Origin of the sequence: Xenorhabdus siamensis, assembly GCF_037996745.1 — a bacterium.
Taxonomy (GTDB): Bacteria; Pseudomonadota; Gammaproteobacteria; order Enterobacterales; family Enterobacteriaceae; genus Xenorhabdus; species Xenorhabdus indica.
In genome coordinates, this window is sequence record NZ_JBBMXE010000003.1 from 109070 (window position 1) to 127181 (window position 18112).

The following is an 18112-nucleotide window of genomic DNA, read 5'->3' on the forward strand; positions in this document are numbered from 1 at the left end:
ATTTTATTGAGATTTACCTACCAACAGCGCTTCAAGCAAATCAAGGTCATGCAGGAGCGACTGTAGCGTTTCATTACTAATCTTACGAGTTGCACGCAAGTGATATAGCTCCCCTCTCTCAGCCCGCAACGCTGTCAAGCGGAAACGCCGTTCCAAATCTTCAACCAACAAGCTGTGTTCACCTTCATCAGTCCCAGTAGTACGGCGTCGCAAATAACCAGTGACTCTGGAAGCGACTTCACTAATCACTTCAGCATCCAGTTTTTCTTCAGTGCTGGCAGACAGACGTTCTTCCATTTTATTCATACTGACAATCGCAACTTCAGCCATCGCTGCTTTCGCCATTCTGATTTCATTGAGATCAGACTGTTTGTCTCCCACTTTCATGCCTCTTAGCAATAATGGAAGAGCAATAACGCCAACAAACAGAGAGAACAGAATCACACCTGCGGCAATAAAGATCAACTGATAACGAGCAGGGAATGGGTCGCCATCCGGCAGGAAAAGAGGTACGGATAAAGCACCAGCCAGAGTAATTGCCCCACGGACACCCGCAAACGAAGCCAGCCACAATTCACGGGTAGTATAAGTTGAAAATTCCAGCGGTTTTTTCTTCATCAATATCTTGCTGGTACTTTTCATTAACCATAGCCAGCAGAATCGCAGCAGTACCAACGCAGCATAAATGATACCTACTGCAGCGAACAGCATCCAGGTTTCAACATGCGGATCAAGTTCTGCCTGAGCAACAGACGTCTCCCAAATCCCCGGCAACTGTAAGCCCAACATGATAAATACCAGGCCGTTGAACACAAACGCCAACATTCCCCATACGTTATCAGCACGCAAACGCATATCCAAAGGCGCATTGCGGATCACCCCCGCCGTACTGATAGTCATACCGGCAGCAACTGCGGCCAGAATACCGGAGAAACCAATATGTTCAGCAATCATGTAAGAAGCAAATGGTAACAACATCATAAACATGATTTGAGTGGCAGGATCATCACCACTCCAGCGACTCATCAATCGCAGTGATTTACTGTACAACCAGGTGATAGCAATACCTGATGCCAAGCCGCCAATAGCCACTTTAAAAAATTCGAATGTTGCGCCCGTGACAGTAAATGCCATGGTCCCCATAGCAATTGCCACAGCAAATTTCAGAGCAACCAGACCGGAAGCATCATTCATCAATGCTTCACCTTCCAATACGCTCATCATATTTTTAGGAATTCCCCCTCTCCCAACAATCGAAGATAATGCAACTGCATCAGTTGGTGACAACACGGCTGCCAGAGCAAAAGCAGCAATAAGTGGAATACTCGGCAATAACCAGTAAATCAAATAACCAATACCAACAACTGTCACCAGAACCAATACTAAAACCAGAATAACTATTTCACGCCCATGTTGAAAAAATTCTCTGGTCGGTGTTTTCCAACCATCAACAAATAATAGAGGAGGGATAAGTAAAACGAGGAATAATTCAGGATCGAAAGTAACGTGTAAACCAAAATGAGGCCAGGCCAACAATGCCCCTATTGCTATTTGCACTATCGGCAAAGGGACACGGAATGGGATCACTTTAGTAAGAACACCAGAAACTGACACCACCAAAATCAAGATCAAGATAGTAAAGAATATTTCCATGTTACCCTTACAAATTGCCAAAAATCCGTCGGTGAAGAGATTGTGACTGTTTTTTTCTTGTAATAACAGCGTTAATAACTGCAAAAATTGAAGTTATTCTGGAAATTCAAAAAACAATCACATTGTGAATCAATGAACAGCAAGTCATTTGTCTATTTTATACTTATCTACGGAATTTTGTCGAAAATTTGGCAGGTTTTAAAAATTATCCAATCTGGAAATACACGCGCAAACTTTAATCATTTGCGCATAATTTTTTGAGCGTCCTTTTAATTAAATAGCCCAGTTGCCAGCATAAAATGCCACCAATGCAATAGCAATAATTACCATACCGATATTCAGCTTACGCCATTCACCAGAGAAAACACGCCCAACAACCAAAGCACCAAACCCTAGCATAATACCTGTAACAATATTACAAGTCAGAACGATAAATACAGCGCACAGTAACCCTGACATTGCATCGACAAAATCATCAAAATTCAGCTTGCGTACGTTACTCAACATCAGCAACCCGACATACATCAAAGCAGGCGCTGTCGCATATGAAGGAACCAGATATGATAATGGAGAAAGGAATAATATCAGCAGAAATAAGATACCAACGACCGCTGCGGTTAACCCTGTTTTTCCTCCTGCTGCGGTTCCTGCTGCGGATTCAATATAAACAGCAGCAGGAGAAGAGCCTATTGCTCCAGCGAAAATACTACTGACAGAATCAGCCGTTAACGCCTTACCACCATTAATAATCTGTCCCCTTTTATCCAGCAGATTGGCCTGCCCTGCTACAGCTCTGATAGTACCTGTAGCATCAAATATCGCTGTCATCACCAGCGCAAGAACACTGGGTAATACAACAGGCTGTAAAGCTCCCATAATATCCATGCTAAACATCAGAGAAAGCCCATCTTCCCCCAACGTTGGTAACTTAAAAAATCCTTGATATTTCACTGCGGGATCAAAAATCAATCCAATAATTGAAATAGCGATAATAACCAGCAAAATACCACCAGGGACTTTTTTCCTTTCCAGTCCAATAATTCCCGCTAACCCTAACAAAGTCATTATTACAGGGAAGGCTGTCAACGATCCAAAAGCAACTGGCAACCCCGGCTGGGAATTTTTAATCACCAGTCCAACGCCATTTGCTGCAATAAGTAGCAAAAACAATCCGATACCGATACCTGTTCCATGCGCTATCCCCATTGGCATATTGCGTAATATCCAGGCGCGAATACCAGTAACGGAAATAACTGTGAACAAACATCCCATCAGGAAAACAGCACCCAATGCGACAGGAATACTAACCTGCTGCCCCAATACTAGACTGAAAGCAGTAAAGGTCGTCAGTGAGATTGCGCAGCCAATTGCCATCGGTAAATTAACCCATAATCCCATCAATAATGAGCCAACCCCTGTAACCAGACATACAGCAATAAATACGGCGGTATGGGGAAATCCAGCCTGTCCAAGCATACCTGGCACAACAATAACGGAATAAACCATCGCCAAAAATGTTGTTAACCCAGCGAGAATTTCCTGACGTACCGAGCTTCCGCGTTCAGTTATCTTAAAATACTTATCAAGTTTGCATTGAGTTGGTGCCTGCGTGCCAGACATGTTTATCCCCTGCCAGTATGTTAAACATCTATCCGATTTTCCTCACCATTTCTTTCCCCCTCTTACCCGACGAAAACGATTACGTCATTTGATAATCTGAAAAACGCTGCACTTATTAGTTCAGCCCTTCCTACACGCAATCGTTTGGCTTTTGAGTTAAAAAAACGGTGAGATAATTTGAGGCCGAAGATTATCCGGTGAATCGGGGATGAGAATCAAGTCATAATCATGAATTTTGTTGCCAATCCCTCCATTGGCAGCCTTAAGGAGAAACAGGAAATCAGTGAATATTTATAATAAAAGTTTTTGCTTCACTTTATGGGGGAATAACGCATTTTGTCTACCAACCAACCAGTAAACCAAGTAAAATCATATATACTTTCTGGGAATGTCACACCACAAAAGACCATTCAATTCAATTAATAGGTTTTATAATGCATCAATCTGATGTTGCAGATCGTTCGCTTTTTTCACTGAGCTGGCCGATTTTCATCGATATTTTTCTTCATATGGCGACGTTGCTAATCAATACATATATGGTCAGCCATATTTCTTCGGCTTACTTAGCTGCTATGGGAGTTGGTAATCATGTTTTTGATCTGTTCATTACGATCTTTAATTTCATTAGTGTTGGTTGCAGCGTTGTAATTGCACAATATCTCGGATCAGGAAAAAGAGATAAAGCCAGTCAGGCGATCCATATTTCCATCGCTTTTAATTTTGTGTTGGGTTTTAGTTGTGCTTTGGTGACGATTTTCTTCGGCTATAAAATCCTGCGCATCATGAATCTGCCAGAAAACCTGATGGAGGATGGGTTTGCTTATCTGCACATTTTAGGTATCTGCCTGATACCGGAAGCAATTTCAATTATTCTGGCTGCCTGTTTGCGAGTTTATGGCAAGTCAAAATCTGCCATGTATGTCACCCTGATTGCCAATCTGTTGACAATTATCGGTAATATAATTGTCCTGTACGGATTCTTTGGCCTACCTAAATATGGGCTGGAAGGCGTGGCATGGTCTACAGTATTTGGTCGTACGGTTGCCGTTATTCTTCTCTGCGGATTGTTATTTTATGGTTTAAGAATCAAACTGATCCCGAAGTTGCTGATATGCTGGTCAAAGAATATGCTTGGCAAAATCCTGCATATCGGTTTACCGGCAGCCGGTGAAAACCTGGTGTGGATATTACAATATATGACCGCACAGGCTTTTATCGGTTTGATGGGTGAAACTTCTCTGGCTGCACAGACTCTGTATTTTCAATTATCTCTGTTCATTATGTTGTTTGGTATCGCCACCAGTATTGGTAATGAAATTATGGTCGGCCATCTTGTCGGAGCAAAACGTTTTGAAGATGCTTATATCCGTGGGATAAAGAGTCTGAAAATCGGCGTTATTGTCACAATTGGCGTCGTAGTGTTTTTCTGGATTTTCCGGGAACCGCTCCTTGGCCTGATGACAGAAGACCAAAATATCATTGAGCTTCTGCTGCCTTTATTCCTGCTGTCTGTCTTCCTGGAGCCGGGGCGTACTTTTAATATCGTCATGGTCAATGCTCTGCGTGCTTCCGGTGATGCCAGGTTCCCGCTTTATACTGCTCTGCTCTTCATGTGGGGTATTTCTATCCCTGTTGGCTATTTTCTGGGAATTACCATGGGGATGGGGATCCTGGGGATTTGGATTGGCTTTTTCTGCGATGAATGGATACGAGGGATGGTAAACGCCTGGCGCTGGAAATCTAAGAAATGGCAAACCAAACGATTAGATGTTTAATCGTGTTTAACTGTAAAACATGGTTTAAAAATTAGTTATAAAAATGACAGTAAAAAAATGCCGCAGACAATAACTGCGGCATTTTTAACATTATTCTAGTTTTTCTTTCCGATAATGTTCTGAACGCGGCCCATACAGCAGATGGCCATAATGATATCCTCCCGCACTCAACAGACGATTACTGGTAATGCCTGCAATATCGTGGCCTCTATCCATCACAGTATTTGCAATTTGCTCAACAGCCGCAGACACTAACATACCAATAATTCCACCACCGCCATTGTTACGATTTTCTGCGGTAGAAGCTGTCGCAGCACCACTCCACACTTGTTTACCCGTCCTCAGATCAACCAGACGAGCTTTTGCTGTCACGCGGGTATCACTGCTAATGATCTGATATTGTGTACCATATTCTGTGACATCCAGATAAAGCGCTGCATCCGCGCCAAAAATATCATGTAGCTTTTTATAGCTGATATCATGAATATCCTGCGCATCTGCTGCCCCATTCTGCCGGAATGTCTCTTCGACAACCGCGACAGGAAAAACATAATATCCTGATTCCGCCAACGGATAAGTAACCTGAGAAACCACACTGCCAGCCGCCTTGACATCCACGGACTTATTCACAGCAGGCAGAACCAGTATCGATTTAGGATCACTTTCCTTCAACGCACTATAATCATAAGGTACCTGCTTGGCACATCCTGTCAATACCAGCAATAATAAAGCGCTGACTGCCCCCCAAAGACGGTTCATCATTTCACTCCCTTATTTTTATTCAGCAGAAAATCCATATACTGTGTGGATTCAGGAAATAATTTCTTTTCTATTTCAAACTGCTGAAAAGCTTCCTCAATATTGCCTATTTTACTATAGAGCAACCCCATTTGAGCGTGCAGCCCAGGAGGAACAGGTTTGTCTTTGGCTCTGGCTTGTTCAATGACTTTTTGCAATGCCTGGATCTGCTCTTGTGGCCCGGTCTTATCCTGTTGGTAATATTGGTAAACAGTTGACGGATAATCACCCCATTCATAAATGGTTTTAGGTGCATGCACACACCCGACTAATAATAGTATGCCCAGTAGCATCCCCATCTTTTTTATCAAAAACATTAAAAAGTCTTCCCTATTTATTATTAGTTATTAGAATATTAGTTCATTGGCTTCCATGCGCCACTTTCAATACCAGACACAAGGTCATTGACAGCTTCACGGATAGCCAAATCCAACACCTTGCCATTCAGAGTAGAGTCATAACCGGATGCACCACCGAAACCAATAATTTCGCGGCTGGATAATTTATATTCCCCGGCTCCTGCTGAAGAGAAAACAACTTCAGACGTTTCAACATTCACAACATTCAACATCACTTTTGCATAAGCAATCTGTGATTTGCCACGCCCCAAAATACCCCATAACTGATGGTCACCGACTTCCTTGCGACCAAATTCAGTGACTGCACCAGTGATCACATAGTTAGCCCCCTTCAGCTTCTGCGCTTTGCCTTGTAACCCGGCCTCTGTTTTCAATTCAGCCATGTTAGTACGCTCCAGCACATTAAAACGACCAGTTTGCTGTAAGTGAGTCACCAGAATAGTTTTTGATTGGTTACCCAAACGATCGATACCATCAGAGAAAATGCCATTTTGGTAGCTTGAACGATTTTCAAATTTACCTACCGCGATAGGGCTACGAATTCCTTTGTAAGTGGTGTTATATGAAGAAACTTTTTGCACCTGAAGAGTCGATGACGGCTCCGTCGCACATCCGCTCAACATGAGTGACGCGAAACAAAGTGAAGCTAAAGTGAGTTTATTTTTCATTAATTATGTCTTCCTGAGAGTTTTTTTGGTTATCCCGTCGTCTTTCAAGCAGAACTTGATTAGCTGCATCTTGAAATCCATAGGGCAAGAAGCCTGTCAGACAAGTTATACCTCTCACACTACCCGTTGGGTTCTGTTTAAAACGTTTGCAATTAGGTACATACAGATACAGGCGGATACAACTAAGATAAAACGGTAAAATGATAAGTTTTATTATAGGGAAAGTCTATGTAAATATAACACAACCATAACGACCGCGTTCAGTTACTATAGTTAAATACCAATTATCTATATTTCGACAAGCCATTTAATTGCAACTACATTCCGTTTATTAAGGTATGAAAGGTAATCCAATCCTTTAATTAGGCTTAGGATAATAAATACTCTAATATTATTAGATTATGCGAGCTTCGATATTAAAACCCAACCAATACAAGACATAGCAATATCATATCACTTTAAATATTATATTAAGCCGGCAATCTGTAAATTAAAATAATATTTCTTTCTGCCATCCTGATGTAATTTATCAGCATCATTAACTATTTTCCAAAAACTATTATACATATTAGGTGAATCTACACGTAATGAATTAGCCTGTATTTATTAAAATATAAAATAAAAAAGATATGATTAAATAACTATTTATAATCACGTATTAAACTGTTTTTATCCAACAGACTTTTTACAAATTTATAGTTATAAATTAATTAAACTCAAAAAAATATACAGATGAATAAATACACGATATAACCATCCAGATGACCATTAAGATAGATGGCTTTTTATCCATTCCTGACAATAAGTACAAGAAAAAACCAGATTAATATTCTAAAATATATCATAATATAGACAATAAAAAGGATTTAATACTGACAGGGTGTTTTGAGCAAGTATGAGTGTAGTGAATCACATCGCTTTTCTCTCCATTTGTTTCAATTTTCCATATTACGAACAATCACAACACCCTGGCATAAAGAGAGAATAACAAATATCAATTTTTTCTTTATGTAAAATTAAACGGAGTCTTTAGGAAAATTTTCCTCATAAAATTCTTTAATATCAACACACGACAATTCATTTTTTGAACAAATTTTCTGAAAAAATCGTTCTTTGGTGTTTATGTACTCAATGTCTTCGCTGTCATGACTGCTTTCTTTGGTGTCTACCTCGGTTTTCGAGAAGCCAGTCAAGGAATAGCCATGAATATTCTCAGCCGCTTAATACCAACAGCAAAAATCAATGAAAAGTGGGTACAAAAAGGCATCATTGCATTCGCAATTTTATTAGCATGGGGAGCAATTATTCTGAATGCACCAGTTTTAAGTTTCACATCTATCTGTAGTCCGATATTTGGTATTGTCGGCTGCCTTATTCCTGCTTATCTGGTTTACAAGGTTCCCAACCTCTACCATCACAAAGGAGTATCCCTAATCTTGATCATCTTCACAGGGATCTTGTTATGTATTTCTCCTTTTCTGGCCTTTTCCTGATGAGATAAAAATCAGCCACAAGACGACTTATCATTAAGATTTACTTACGCTACAGACCTTTCTATTGTGGAAGGTCCGTATGTTCTCAAAGCACCGCCAATAAGCACTTAGTGCAATCAATAATTATCGGAATGATGAAATATTTTTTAATTAATCATAATTAATATTTATTTAATAAATCATTACAGCTCAAATAAAAATGGGAAGCATTGCATTTAATTAGTAAGAAAATAGTATCACTTTAAATGATAACATAAATTTACAATTTACTTATTCATGTTAATTCGGTTATTTTAAATACTGTCACATCTCCATTATTTACACTAAAGAAGTCTACTAATTTTAAATCACTTCAATATTCAAAACAAAATCCTGCATATACAAAAAATTCAAAATTTATATCTAAATAATAATGAGAGCAACTCTTTAAGTAGATATTTTGCATACAAAAAAGTACATATTTCACTCTAATTAGATAAATCATTTACTTTTTCCAGTAAATGCAGTAAAAAGACGAAATCATTACACCATAAAAGGACAATATAAGAATAAAAAACTAAAAATAAAATTCAGCCAGATGTTTAGTAGTAAAATTTAATCAATCAGTATTCCTTGTGGAATTCTTTCTATGATTAGCCCATTCTATTCACGAGGGTTACATAACAAATATTTACACTATTTAAATAAATATTTTCATTAAAACAATGATGAACAGAAGCAGCAAATTTTTTCATTTCCTGTTTTCTAATTATATTAACCTGGTATTTATCCAATTATGTTCAAAAGCTCTGATAGCTTGTTGTATTCGATTAGTTTAAATAGCTCCGTTATTTACAGCTAATCTATCTGATGTAATAGGAATGATAATTTCATGAAGCAACGCAAATTTTTAACCCGATATGAAATAGATGCAATTTTGGCAGAAACAAGACAAGGACGTCATGCTGAACGAGATTATTGCATGCTATTGATGTGTTTTATTCATGGGTTTAGAGTCAGTGAGCTGTGTAATTTATGTTTATCTGATCTCGATTTAAATTCAGCAATTATTCATATAAGACGTTTAAAAGGTGGTCTATCAACAACACATCCTTTGATCCCAGAAGAAATTGAAGCGCTTAAAAGGTGGCTGGATGTACGTCAAAAATGGCGGGAAGCTGATTCACCATGGGTATTTCTTTCCCAAAAATCGGGAGCTGTTTCACGACAACAAGTTTATGGGCTACTGAAACGTTATGGAAAAAAGGCCGCAGTCAGCGTTTCTCCACATCCCCATATGTTAAGGCACGCCTGCGGCTATGCACTTGCAGATCTCGGTCGCGATACTCGTTTAATTCAAGATTATCTGGGACATCGCAACATTTCACATACCGTGATTTACACAGCCAGTAATGTAAAACGCTTTTCCAAAATTTGGGAGACACACTCTAAATAAATTTTTATTTATTTTTCTTGTTTTCACTAACATAACCTGTTATTGCAACAATCTCCACTACTCCTCTTGTGGAGATTGCAAGTAAACAGAATAGACAATTTCCTTGTAACGTAAATATGATTTTTGGCGTATGATAAATTCTATTTATATTTATTGTTTTATGTTTGTTAAATTACTACTTTATTTCTTTTATAAAACCTTAAATTTCAGGATTCACTTATATATTTGTATTTAAATATGATCAGCAAATTTATGCCACTACCCAATAGCGTTCAAATCAAATTGAGATGGCACTTTCAGGCATATCGCTGAGCATATCACTAGGGTAAATGAGTTAAGCCACTAAAGAGGTAACTTAAAAAATGAAGGGAATTCCCCTTCATTTTTTAAGTTAAATGAAAAGACCGTATCTCAATTTGGCTACCAGTTAAACATAAGACAGGTATCAACTATAATTGTGCAAATTTTTCTCTGATTTTCTGCTCTGGTAGGTCCATTCCAATAAAAACCAATACACTATGCCGCTGTTCATCATCGCGCCATTCGCGATCCCAATCAGCACTATATAGGCGTTGGACTCCCTGAAACAACAACCTACGTGGCTCCCCTTGAATGGCAAGGATACCTTTATAACGCAGTAAACTGTCAGCAAAACTCAGTAACAACTCTTCCATCAGATTTGAAATTTCATTAAATTCAATAGGATGATTCAGGTTGATAACGACAGATTGGATACTGTTTTGCTGCTCAGGCACAAAGCGAAAAACCGGTACTGAAACAGTCAATTTATCATTCAACATGAAACCTTCCAGCTCAAATAATAAACTTAAGTCAATTTCGCCCTGTACCACTTTATGAATTGGCGCTCTGGCATTAATTCTCTGTAACCGTTCAGTCAATGCATCATTTTCTGAAGCAACATCCGTTTTCGTTAATAAAATTTTATCGGCATATCCAATCTGTGCCTGAGCAAGAGAAAAACGATCCAATTGTTGTTCAGCATGTACTGCATCCACTAATGTAATAATGCCATCCAGTAAAAAACGCTGGCACAAAATTTCGTGGGAAAAAAACGTTTGAATAATTGGGCCAGGATCAGCCATCCCTGTACATTCGATAATCAGACGATCGAAAATGAACTCACCTTTATCAAGACCGTCCAATAAATCCAGTAACGCATCTTCCAGCTCATTTGAGCGGCTGCAACAAATACAGCCATTGCTTAATGTCTTAATCTGAGTTGCCCTATCTCCAATCAATTCATGATCAATAGGTACTTCACCAAACTCATTTTCAATCACAGCAATTTTATGGCCATGTTCAGTATTAAGAATATGCTGCAATAATGTTGTCTTACCTGATCCTAAAAAGCCCGTTAGGATCGTGACGGATATAGGCTTCATTTTTGTTTCCTGCTTCATTATAATAATTTTTCTCCTATTCATCTGAAATCATTAAAAAAATAATTTTCTGAATTATTTTCAAAGTTTTTCGGAGAAAAAAACATTGGATAATTTTAGATGAGTATATTTTAAGAAAAATTTGGCAACAATGTCGATAGCTTTCACCGATAATATCTCTTTCATGATTATTTATTGGCTGATGTGTGTGCTACATAGTAAAAATCATTGTAAAAACCATTCCATGATATACCTATCATCTTTAAAATTACAGTTTTGTTGTCTGTATCTTAAAATTTATAGTATGTAACTTTATTATTCTTATTTACTTTTTATAAAAAAATCAAAATATTATTATCTAAGCAAACAATCCTAACCACAATTAAATAAAGAAACAGTCACATTCAATTTAAATAATCAGATTAATCCAGTTACTTTAGCATTTATAAAAAGTATATTATGTTCACGAGTATAAAACAATTATATCCATCACTTTTCAAGTTACAGTTTTTTTATGCTCTCGTTCATAGCAGGAGGTAATCTAATATACATTATATAAATTATTCTCCATTAATAAAAATATCTAAAAAAGCTATTAAATCTCACAGGTTGGTATTAAAAAATGATTCCAGGGAAATACTATTTATCTTAATTAAGAGAGAATATCCTATGAAAAAAGACAAAAGAATTGAAATGGATGAGATTCCTCATAGTGTTGATACTCAAGAAGGATTATCAATTGATATAGCAATTATCGGTGCTGGTGTATCTGGCTTATATGCTGGATATCGCCTGTTAACCGGCCAATACTCAGTTAATTCCCATTCCCCGTCCACTGTTCATATATTTGATTTAAATAATCTTGTGGGAGGAAGATTACTCTCGGTTAACTTACCCGGTATGGATATCATCAGTGAATTAGGTGGCATGCGCTACCTCTCTTCACAAAAAATTACAGCGTCCCTAATTGAAGATGTTTTTAAATTAAATTATGAACTATTTCCAGGGAGTGATGCACCAAATAATTTTTTCTATTTACGAGGGCAACGTTTCAGAGCTGATGCATGGTCTAAAATGCAAAATAAGGATAAAATTTTTAAAACGCGTTACTTCCTGAACGATAATAGTAAAGGTTATAGTGCCTCTCAATTATTTAACAAAATTATATATGATGTTTTAGTTGCAGATCCCTGGTTCAGTGAAAATTATAGTGATCTTATTGAAAAAACAAATAAATATGACTATAAATTTAAAATAAGCCTGCGCCAATGGGATATTATTAAAAAGAATATAACTTATCTCAAAAAAGGAAGCCCGTATTACGGAATGAAAGTCAAAAACATTGGATTTTGGAATCTAATTAAAGATCAGGTCGGACAAGAAGGCTACAATTTTTTATCTGATGCCGGAGGATATTATTCAAATACGATTAATTGGAATGCTGCTGAATCCATGTCTTACATGGTAGGAGACTTCACACAAGCTGGTACAAAATATCGAACCATTAAAAATGGATATGATCAATTAGCTTATGCTTTGGCAAAAGCTTATACAAACCAAAATGGTGCTAAACTTTGGCTAAAGAATACCTTAATCACTTTTAAACATAATAAAAAAGGGAGTCGTCGTTATTCATTAAAATTTAGACATGAAAATAGTCAAACTTATTGGACAGTAAACGCTGATACAATTATCCTGGCAATGCCAAAGCGCTCTCTTAACCTCTTAGATCAACAAAACTTCTTCTTTGACAAACAGTTATCCAAAGAATTACATAAAAATATTGATGCTGTTATTTCCGAACCAGCACTAAAATTATTAATGGGATTCGAATATCCTTGGTGGACTAAACAGTTTAAAACTAAATCAGGTGCATCAATCACTGATTTACCTATCCGACAATGTTACTATTTTGGTACGGATAAAAAAAATTCTCATTCATTATTTTTGTCCAGCTATAACGATATGAGGACAGTCACATTCTGGAAAGCGTTAATGCGAATAAAAGATAAAAAATTTATCTATGAGCCTCGTGAGACCACTATAGTTTCAAAAGAAAAAATTAAAGAGTTTCCCCTACCCGGTAATCCCGTCCCTAAACACTTAGTTGAAGAAGCAATGCTTCAAGTTAAGGCATTACATGGTATAGATATTCCTCCCCCTTATATCGCGCGGATCAAAGATTGGTCTCAAGATCCATACGGAGGTGGATATCATGCCTGGCAAGTCGGTGTATCAGTGGAAGAAGTCATGCCTTTTATGAGGCACCCAATAAAAAATGAATCTGTACATATTATAGGAGAAGCATACTCAGGAGATCAGGGTTGGACTGAAGGCGCATTTTGTGTAGCGGAGCGGTTACTACAAGAAACTTTTTATCTGGATTGGCCAGAATGGTTAGATAAAGAATATTATTTAGGGAGATAATTACTCTATATATTAAATATATTTTCAAATGGAAGAGATATTTCTATCAATAAAAATAGTCCGTCATTATTCATAATTAATGATGTACTTATTCATAGAAAATCGCATTATGGATGATAGTGTTTGTTTTTAACGTGCAGTCTGTGTCTGGTTTTATGATTGATAAAAGTAAAAATTTAACAATGATTAAAATTGGAGAATATGGATGAATCGATATGATCTTACGAAATCAGCAACACTATTAACAGCAGCAATAAATGTTTCTGCTTTAGGCAAAGATGAACAAGAAGCTACAGTAAATAAAAGCGGATACATTAATAATAAAAAATATGACATTTGTGTTGTAGGAGGAGGAATTATTGGGCTATGTACAGCTTATTATGCCGCTAAAGCTAAGAAAAATGTTTTACTCATAGAGAGAAATACGTTAGGTACACAAGATTCAAGCTCTGCCGGGCATGTCAGAATGTGGAGAACGGTTTATGATGATCTTGAACATGCCACATTATCTTTTAGTGCAGGGAAACTTTATCATGAGTTAGAAGAAGAGCTAAATTCTAAGTTCATATATATGAACGGATTACTCAACTTTGGTGTAGCAACAGGCGATACACCACAGGGCACTCTGTTCGGGCCAATAAAGGTCTTAAAGAAACTCAATAAAAAGTATGAAATTCTAACAAAAAAAGAATTAGAGACAAAATATCCATTCAAAAATCTACCCGAAGATTACATGGGATTGTATAGCCCAGATAATGCTACTATAGATGTCAAACATATTATAAGGAAACTGGGGCAGTATTTAAAAGAATCAGATAATGTTACCGTCCTTGAATATACTGAAGTGAATAAGATCTCCAGCGTCACTATTATGACAGCTAATGGTAACTATAAAGCCGATAAAATAGCCATTACTTCTAATGCTTTTACTAATAAACTATTACCCCAATCACTGGGAGTAAAAATAAATTATATCATTTGGGATATGTGTTTCTCATACTATAAATTAACAGGAGAAATTCCAGAAATAAATTATCCCATGTTCTTTCAATTTGAGAATCCTAAAAATGGTTACAGTAATCTTTTCTATGGTTTTCCCAGTTATGAATTTGCACGGAAAGGTTTTATCCGTCTTGCGGTAGATTGGGCTTCACATAAATTTTATGATGTGGATGACAGAATTTTTGCACCGAAGGAGTTAGATATTGATATAACCAGAGATTTTGTCATCAATTATATGAGAGGAGTTGATACTACACCTATTGATATGGCAAGAGCATTACATGCAGATCTCCCTGATAATACAGCAGTATTAGATTTTATACCTAAGCAATATGATCAATACCAAAATATTGTCTTATCATTAGGTGGTTGGACATTTAAATTTGCGCCATTATTTGGAAAAGCATGTGCTGATCTTGCATTGAGTGGAAAAGCGGGGTTCGACAACCATACATTTAGAATCAACAGGAAAAATATTATCCAACCGATTTAAAAACCAGATTCATTTAACTTAAAATCGTAGGTTACCGTATTCGAAAAATAGGATTAAGCCAGCAAAACAATTTCGCTGGCTTTTTTCATTGTGTCAAATTGCACTTCCATATTAGTAAGCTAGATTAGTAGGCTAGCAACAGCGCATACCACCCTTACCATCACCGCCATAACGTGCATTCTGGCGTTCACGGAAAAATTCTTCATAAGTCATATAAGGCTGATCAGGATGATTATCCTTCATATGCTGTACATAATTGTCATAGTCAGGAACTCCTACCAGCATACGAGCAGCTTGCCCTAAATATTTTCCGGCTCGCCCAAGATTACCAAACATAATGTTCTCCAATCGCTGTTCTCAAAAGCTATTTCTTTCAAAAGTTATTCCTTAACCTCATACCTTAAAGAAAGACCCCACATAATACAAAGGCGATTATGTGGGGATAGCTATTACCAATTGCAGTTTTATGTATCTGCTATCGGTTTGAGTATTACATCAGTGCGTAGAAGAAACTTTTACCCCACCTTCTGGGACAGCAACATAAGGTGTTTCTTTATCTGTACGTTTCGGATTTTTGTTCGCTTTTATTGCGGTCTTAACACCATAAATAATGATGCTATAGACCACGATGAGGAACAAAATGCTTAAACCCGCGTTGGTATAGTTGTTCACAACAATGTGGTTCATGTTACTGATCTGCTGTGCAGTCAATTCAGCTCCACCTTCTGCAATACGCTGTTTATACTCTTTTGCCAGGAAGAAGAAACCTTCCAGTTTAGGATTGTCACTGAATAATTTCAGTCCCAACGCCCAGGTAGTACAAATCAGCAACCAGATCGCAGGCACAACAGTGACCCAAATGTACTGAGTACGTTTCATTTTGATCAGCACAACAGTACCCAATACCAGTGCAACGGCTGCCAGCATCTGGTTCGAGATCCCAAACAGTGGCCACAGACTCTTGACACCACCTAATGGATCAACAACACCCTGATACAACAGATAGCCCCACATACCCACACAGCCCGCTGTACCGATTATCCCCGCAATCAGAGAATCTGTTTTTTTCAGGAACGGGACAAAATTGCCTAATAAATCCTGCAACATAAAGCGGCCAGAACGTGTACCTGCATCCAAAGCAGTCAGAATGAATAGCGCTTCAAACAGAATACCAAAGTGATACCAGAAGCCCATATCTGCAACCGGAACGATCTGGTGGAATACATGGGCAATACCCACTGCCAGAGTTGGCGCTCCTCCTGCACGATTCAGGACAGAAGGTTCACCAATGTCTTTTGCAGTTTGCAGAATTTGATCTGGTGAAATAACAAAACCCCAGGAACTGACTGCTGCTGCGGCTTGTGTGGTCACATCTTTCAACGCAGTCATAATCACTGGAGCTTCCGCAGTTCCCAGATTGTGCAAATCAGGCATAGTGATGCCCAACGCCGCCGGAGGCGTGTTCATAGCAAAATAAAGCCCCGGTTCGATAATAGATGCCGCAACCAGTGCCATAATAGCAACAAACGATTCCATCAACATCGCGCCATAGCCAATAAAACGCGCATCTTTTTCGTTTGCCAACAATTTAGGTGTTGTACCAGAAGAGATCAGAGCATGGAAACCAGAAACTGCACCACACGCAATGGTGATAAACAAGAATGGGAATAATGTCCCTTTCCAGACAGGCCCTGTACCATCGACAAATTGTGTAACGGCTGGCATTTTCAGATCAGGATTGAGGATCACAATACCAATCGCTAAACCAACAATCACCCCAATTTTCAGGAAAGTCGCCAGATAATCCCGTGGAGCCAAAATCAGCCAAACGGGTAATAATGCAGAAACAAACGCATACCCAATCAACGCATAAGTAATGGTAGTATCTTTAAAAGTTAAAGCAGGCCCCCAGTAAGGATCAGCCGCTACAACACCACCGAACCAGATTGCCGCGATCAGCATCAAGATCCCAATAACCGAAACTTCTCCCACGCGACCCGGACGGATATATCGCATGTAGATCCCCATGAAAAGCGCTATCGGTACGGTGGAACAAACGGTAAATACTCCCCATGGACTTTCTGCCAATGCTTTCACCACAATGAGTGCCAGGACTGCCAGAATAATAATCATAATCAAGAAGCAACCAAATAGAGCGATTGTGCCCGGAACCCGTCCCATTTCTTCTTTAACAATCTCTCCTAATGACGCTCCGTTACGACGAGAAGAGATAAACAACACCATAAAATCCTGTACTGCACCAGCAAGCACAACTCCGGCCAACAACCACAATGTTCCCGGCAGATAACCGACTTGCGCAGCTAACACAGGCCCAACTAATGGCCCCGCCCCTGCAATAGCTGCAAAGTGGTGCCCAAACAGAACATTTTTGTTGGTAGGAACATAATTCAGGCCATCATTATTGACAACAGCCGGTGTTGCCCGCGTTTCATCCAGCTTCATCACCTTTGTGGCGATGTAAAGGCTGTAATACCGATAGGCAACCAGATAAACTGCTACGGAAGCAACAATTATCCATAAAGCACTAACATGTTCTCCCCGACGCAGTGCAACAACTCCGAGGCAACATGCCCCAATTATTCCCAATATTACCCAGGGAATATGTTTTAAAAATTTATTATCGTTCATAAAACACCCTTTTTAAGGTAAGACGAACAGCAAGTTACTCTTTTTACTTCCACCTCAAGAAACCAGTTATCTGATCACAGAGGAAAGAAACACTACTCGCCACACTGCACTATGATATGAAACTTCCTTCTGCGATATTAGAAAGATCTGAGTCAACGGCGGAATAGCACATTAAGCGGTCAGAATCCTTCTATTAGTGGTTTCAGAGCAATTAAAACCTGGCTAATTTTGTGAGTAAGCTCACTGTCCATAAACCTTAATCAATGGCATCGTCTTTCAATATATACGTTTATTGATAGCAGCAAGAAATAAAACAAAAAGTATTTTTATTCTTATAAAA

The 18112-nt window shown here is 38.3% G+C and carries 12 protein-coding genes and 1 pseudogene; 5 read left to right on the top strand and 8 right to left on the bottom strand.

Going from position 1 to position 18112, the window contains the following annotated elements:
* Positions 1-3 precede the first annotated feature (3 nt).
* Together AAC852_RS03015 and AAC852_RS03020 are read right to left on the bottom strand one after the other, a co-directional pair.
* Positions 4-1653 carry a Na+/H+ antiporter gene (locus AAC852_RS03015; protein ID WP_340619746.1) on the bottom strand — a complete coding sequence of 550 codons (1650 nt, stop codon included), beginning with the start codon at positions 1651-1653 and terminating at the stop codon, positions 4-6.
* Between the two features lie 273 nt (positions 1654-1926).
* The gene (locus tag AAC852_RS03020) at positions 1927-3273 is read right to left on the bottom strand and encodes an NCS2 family permease (RefSeq protein ID WP_340619747.1); all 1347 of its coding nucleotides are present in this window, start codon (positions 3271-3273) and stop codon (positions 1927-1929) included.
* A gap of 434 nt (positions 3274-3707) precedes the next feature.
* Here AAC852_RS03020 and AAC852_RS03025 point away from each other — a divergent pair, with 434 nt between their 5' ends.
* A complete protein-coding gene (locus AAC852_RS03025; RefSeq protein ID WP_340619748.1) occupies positions 3708-5048 on the top strand; it encodes an MATE family efflux transporter in 1341 nt (446 codons plus the stop codon).
* 90 nt (positions 5049-5138) lie between these two features.
* On the opposite strand, the gene AAC852_RS03030 is transcribed toward AAC852_RS03025, so the two are convergent.
* The 3 genes from AAC852_RS03030 to AAC852_RS03040 are packed head-to-tail and all read right to left on the bottom strand — an operon-like array spanning position 5139 to position 6873.
* Entirely contained in the window at positions 5139-5807 is a 669-nt protein-coding gene (locus AAC852_RS03030; RefSeq protein WP_340619782.1) for a DUF799 domain-containing protein, read from the bottom strand.
* Complete coding sequence (locus AAC852_RS03035) at positions 5807-6163, bottom strand: DUF4810 domain-containing protein (RefSeq protein ID WP_340619749.1); 357 nt, start codon at positions 6161-6163, stop codon at positions 5807-5809. Before AAC852_RS03035 ends, AAC852_RS03030 begins: the two co-directional genes overlap by 1 nt.
* Before the next feature lie 38 nt (positions 6164-6201).
* Positions 6202-6873, bottom strand: a complete 672-nt coding sequence (locus AAC852_RS03040) for a CsgG/HfaB family protein (RefSeq protein ID WP_340619750.1) — start codon at positions 6871-6873, stop codon at positions 6202-6204.
* 1124 nt (positions 6874-7997) lie between these two features.
* Here AAC852_RS03040 and AAC852_RS03045 point away from each other — a divergent pair.
* Together AAC852_RS03045 and AAC852_RS03050 are read left to right on the top strand one after the other, a co-directional pair.
* Positions 7998-8366: pseudogene (locus AAC852_RS03045) on the top strand (hypothetical protein); the annotation flags it as partial.
* Between the two features lie 871 nt (positions 8367-9237).
* Entirely contained in the window at positions 9238-9801 is a 564-nt protein-coding gene (locus AAC852_RS03050; protein WP_047680614.1) for a tyrosine-type DNA invertase, read from the top strand.
* A 449-nt stretch (positions 9802-10250) separates the two neighbouring features.
* On the opposite strand, the gene yjiA is transcribed toward AAC852_RS03050, so the two are convergent.
* Positions 10251-11204 (bottom strand): GTPase, encoded by a 954-nt coding sequence (yjiA, locus tag AAC852_RS03055; RefSeq protein WP_340619751.1) that lies wholly within the window; start codon positions 11202-11204, stop codon positions 10251-10253.
* A gap of 666 nt (positions 11205-11870) precedes the next feature.
* Between yjiA and AAC852_RS03060 the strand changes: the two genes are divergently transcribed.
* On the top strand, positions 11871-13628 hold the full coding sequence (locus AAC852_RS03060; RefSeq protein ID WP_340619752.1) for a flavin monoamine oxidase family protein: 1758 nt from the start codon (positions 11871-11873) through the stop codon (positions 13626-13628).
* A gap of 205 nt (positions 13629-13833) precedes the next feature.
* Positions 13834-15123 (top strand): FAD-dependent oxidoreductase, encoded by a 1290-nt coding sequence (locus AAC852_RS03065; protein WP_340619753.1) that lies wholly within the window; start codon positions 13834-13836, stop codon positions 15121-15123.
* 132 nt (positions 15124-15255) lie between these two features.
* Here AAC852_RS03065 and AAC852_RS03070 read toward each other — a convergent pair whose 3' ends face one another.
* Positions 15256-15459 carry a YbdD/YjiX family protein gene (locus AAC852_RS03070; RefSeq protein WP_340619754.1) on the bottom strand — a complete coding sequence of 68 codons (204 nt, stop codon included), beginning with the start codon at positions 15457-15459 and terminating at the stop codon, positions 15256-15258.
* Positions 15460-15618: 159 nt separating this feature from the next.
* The gene (locus tag AAC852_RS03075; protein ID WP_340619755.1) at positions 15619-17772 is read right to left on the bottom strand and encodes a carbon starvation CstA family protein; all 2154 of its coding nucleotides are present in this window, start codon (positions 17770-17772) and stop codon (positions 15619-15621) included.
* Positions 17773-18112 lie beyond the last annotated feature (340 nt).

Bases quoted from the DNA above. Each gene is read 5' to 3' on its own strand.
- AAC852_RS03015 (WP_340619746.1), bottom strand. From the start codon at position 1,653: ATGGAAATATTCTTTACTATCTTGATCTTGATTTTGGTGGTGTCAGTT.
- AAC852_RS03020 (WP_340619747.1), bottom strand. From the start codon at position 3,273: ATGTCTGGCACGCAGGCACCAACTCAATGCAAACTTGATAAGTATTTT.
- AAC852_RS03025 (WP_340619748.1), top strand. From the start codon at position 3,708: ATGCATCAATCTGATGTTGCAGATCGTTCGCTTTTTTCACTGAGCTGG.
- AAC852_RS03030 (WP_340619782.1), bottom strand. From the start codon at position 5,807: ATGAACCGTCTTTGGGGGGCAGTCAGCGCTTTATTATTGCTGGTATTG.
- AAC852_RS03035 (WP_340619749.1), bottom strand. From the start codon at position 6,163: ATGTTTTTGATAAAAAAGATGGGGATGCTACTGGGCATACTATTATTA.
- AAC852_RS03040 (WP_340619750.1), bottom strand. From the start codon at position 6,873: ATGAAAAATAAACTCACTTTAGCTTCACTTTGTTTCGCGTCACTCATG.
- AAC852_RS03050 (WP_047680614.1), top strand. From the start codon at position 9,238: ATGAAGCAACGCAAATTTTTAACCCGATATGAAATAGATGCAATTTTG.
- yjiA (WP_340619751.1), bottom strand. From the start codon at position 11,204: ATGAAGCCTATATCCGTCACGATCCTAACGGGCTTTTTAGGATCAGGT.
- AAC852_RS03060 (WP_340619752.1), top strand. From the start codon at position 11,871: ATGAAAAAAGACAAAAGAATTGAAATGGATGAGATTCCTCATAGTGTT.
- AAC852_RS03065 (WP_340619753.1), top strand. From the start codon at position 13,834: ATGAATCGATATGATCTTACGAAATCAGCAACACTATTAACAGCAGCA.
- AAC852_RS03070 (WP_340619754.1), bottom strand. From the start codon at position 15,459: ATGTTTGGTAATCTTGGGCGAGCCGGAAAATATTTAGGGCAAGCTGCT.
- AAC852_RS03075 (WP_340619755.1), bottom strand. From the start codon at position 17,772: ATGAACGATAATAAATTTTTAAAACATATTCCCTGGGTAATATTGGGA.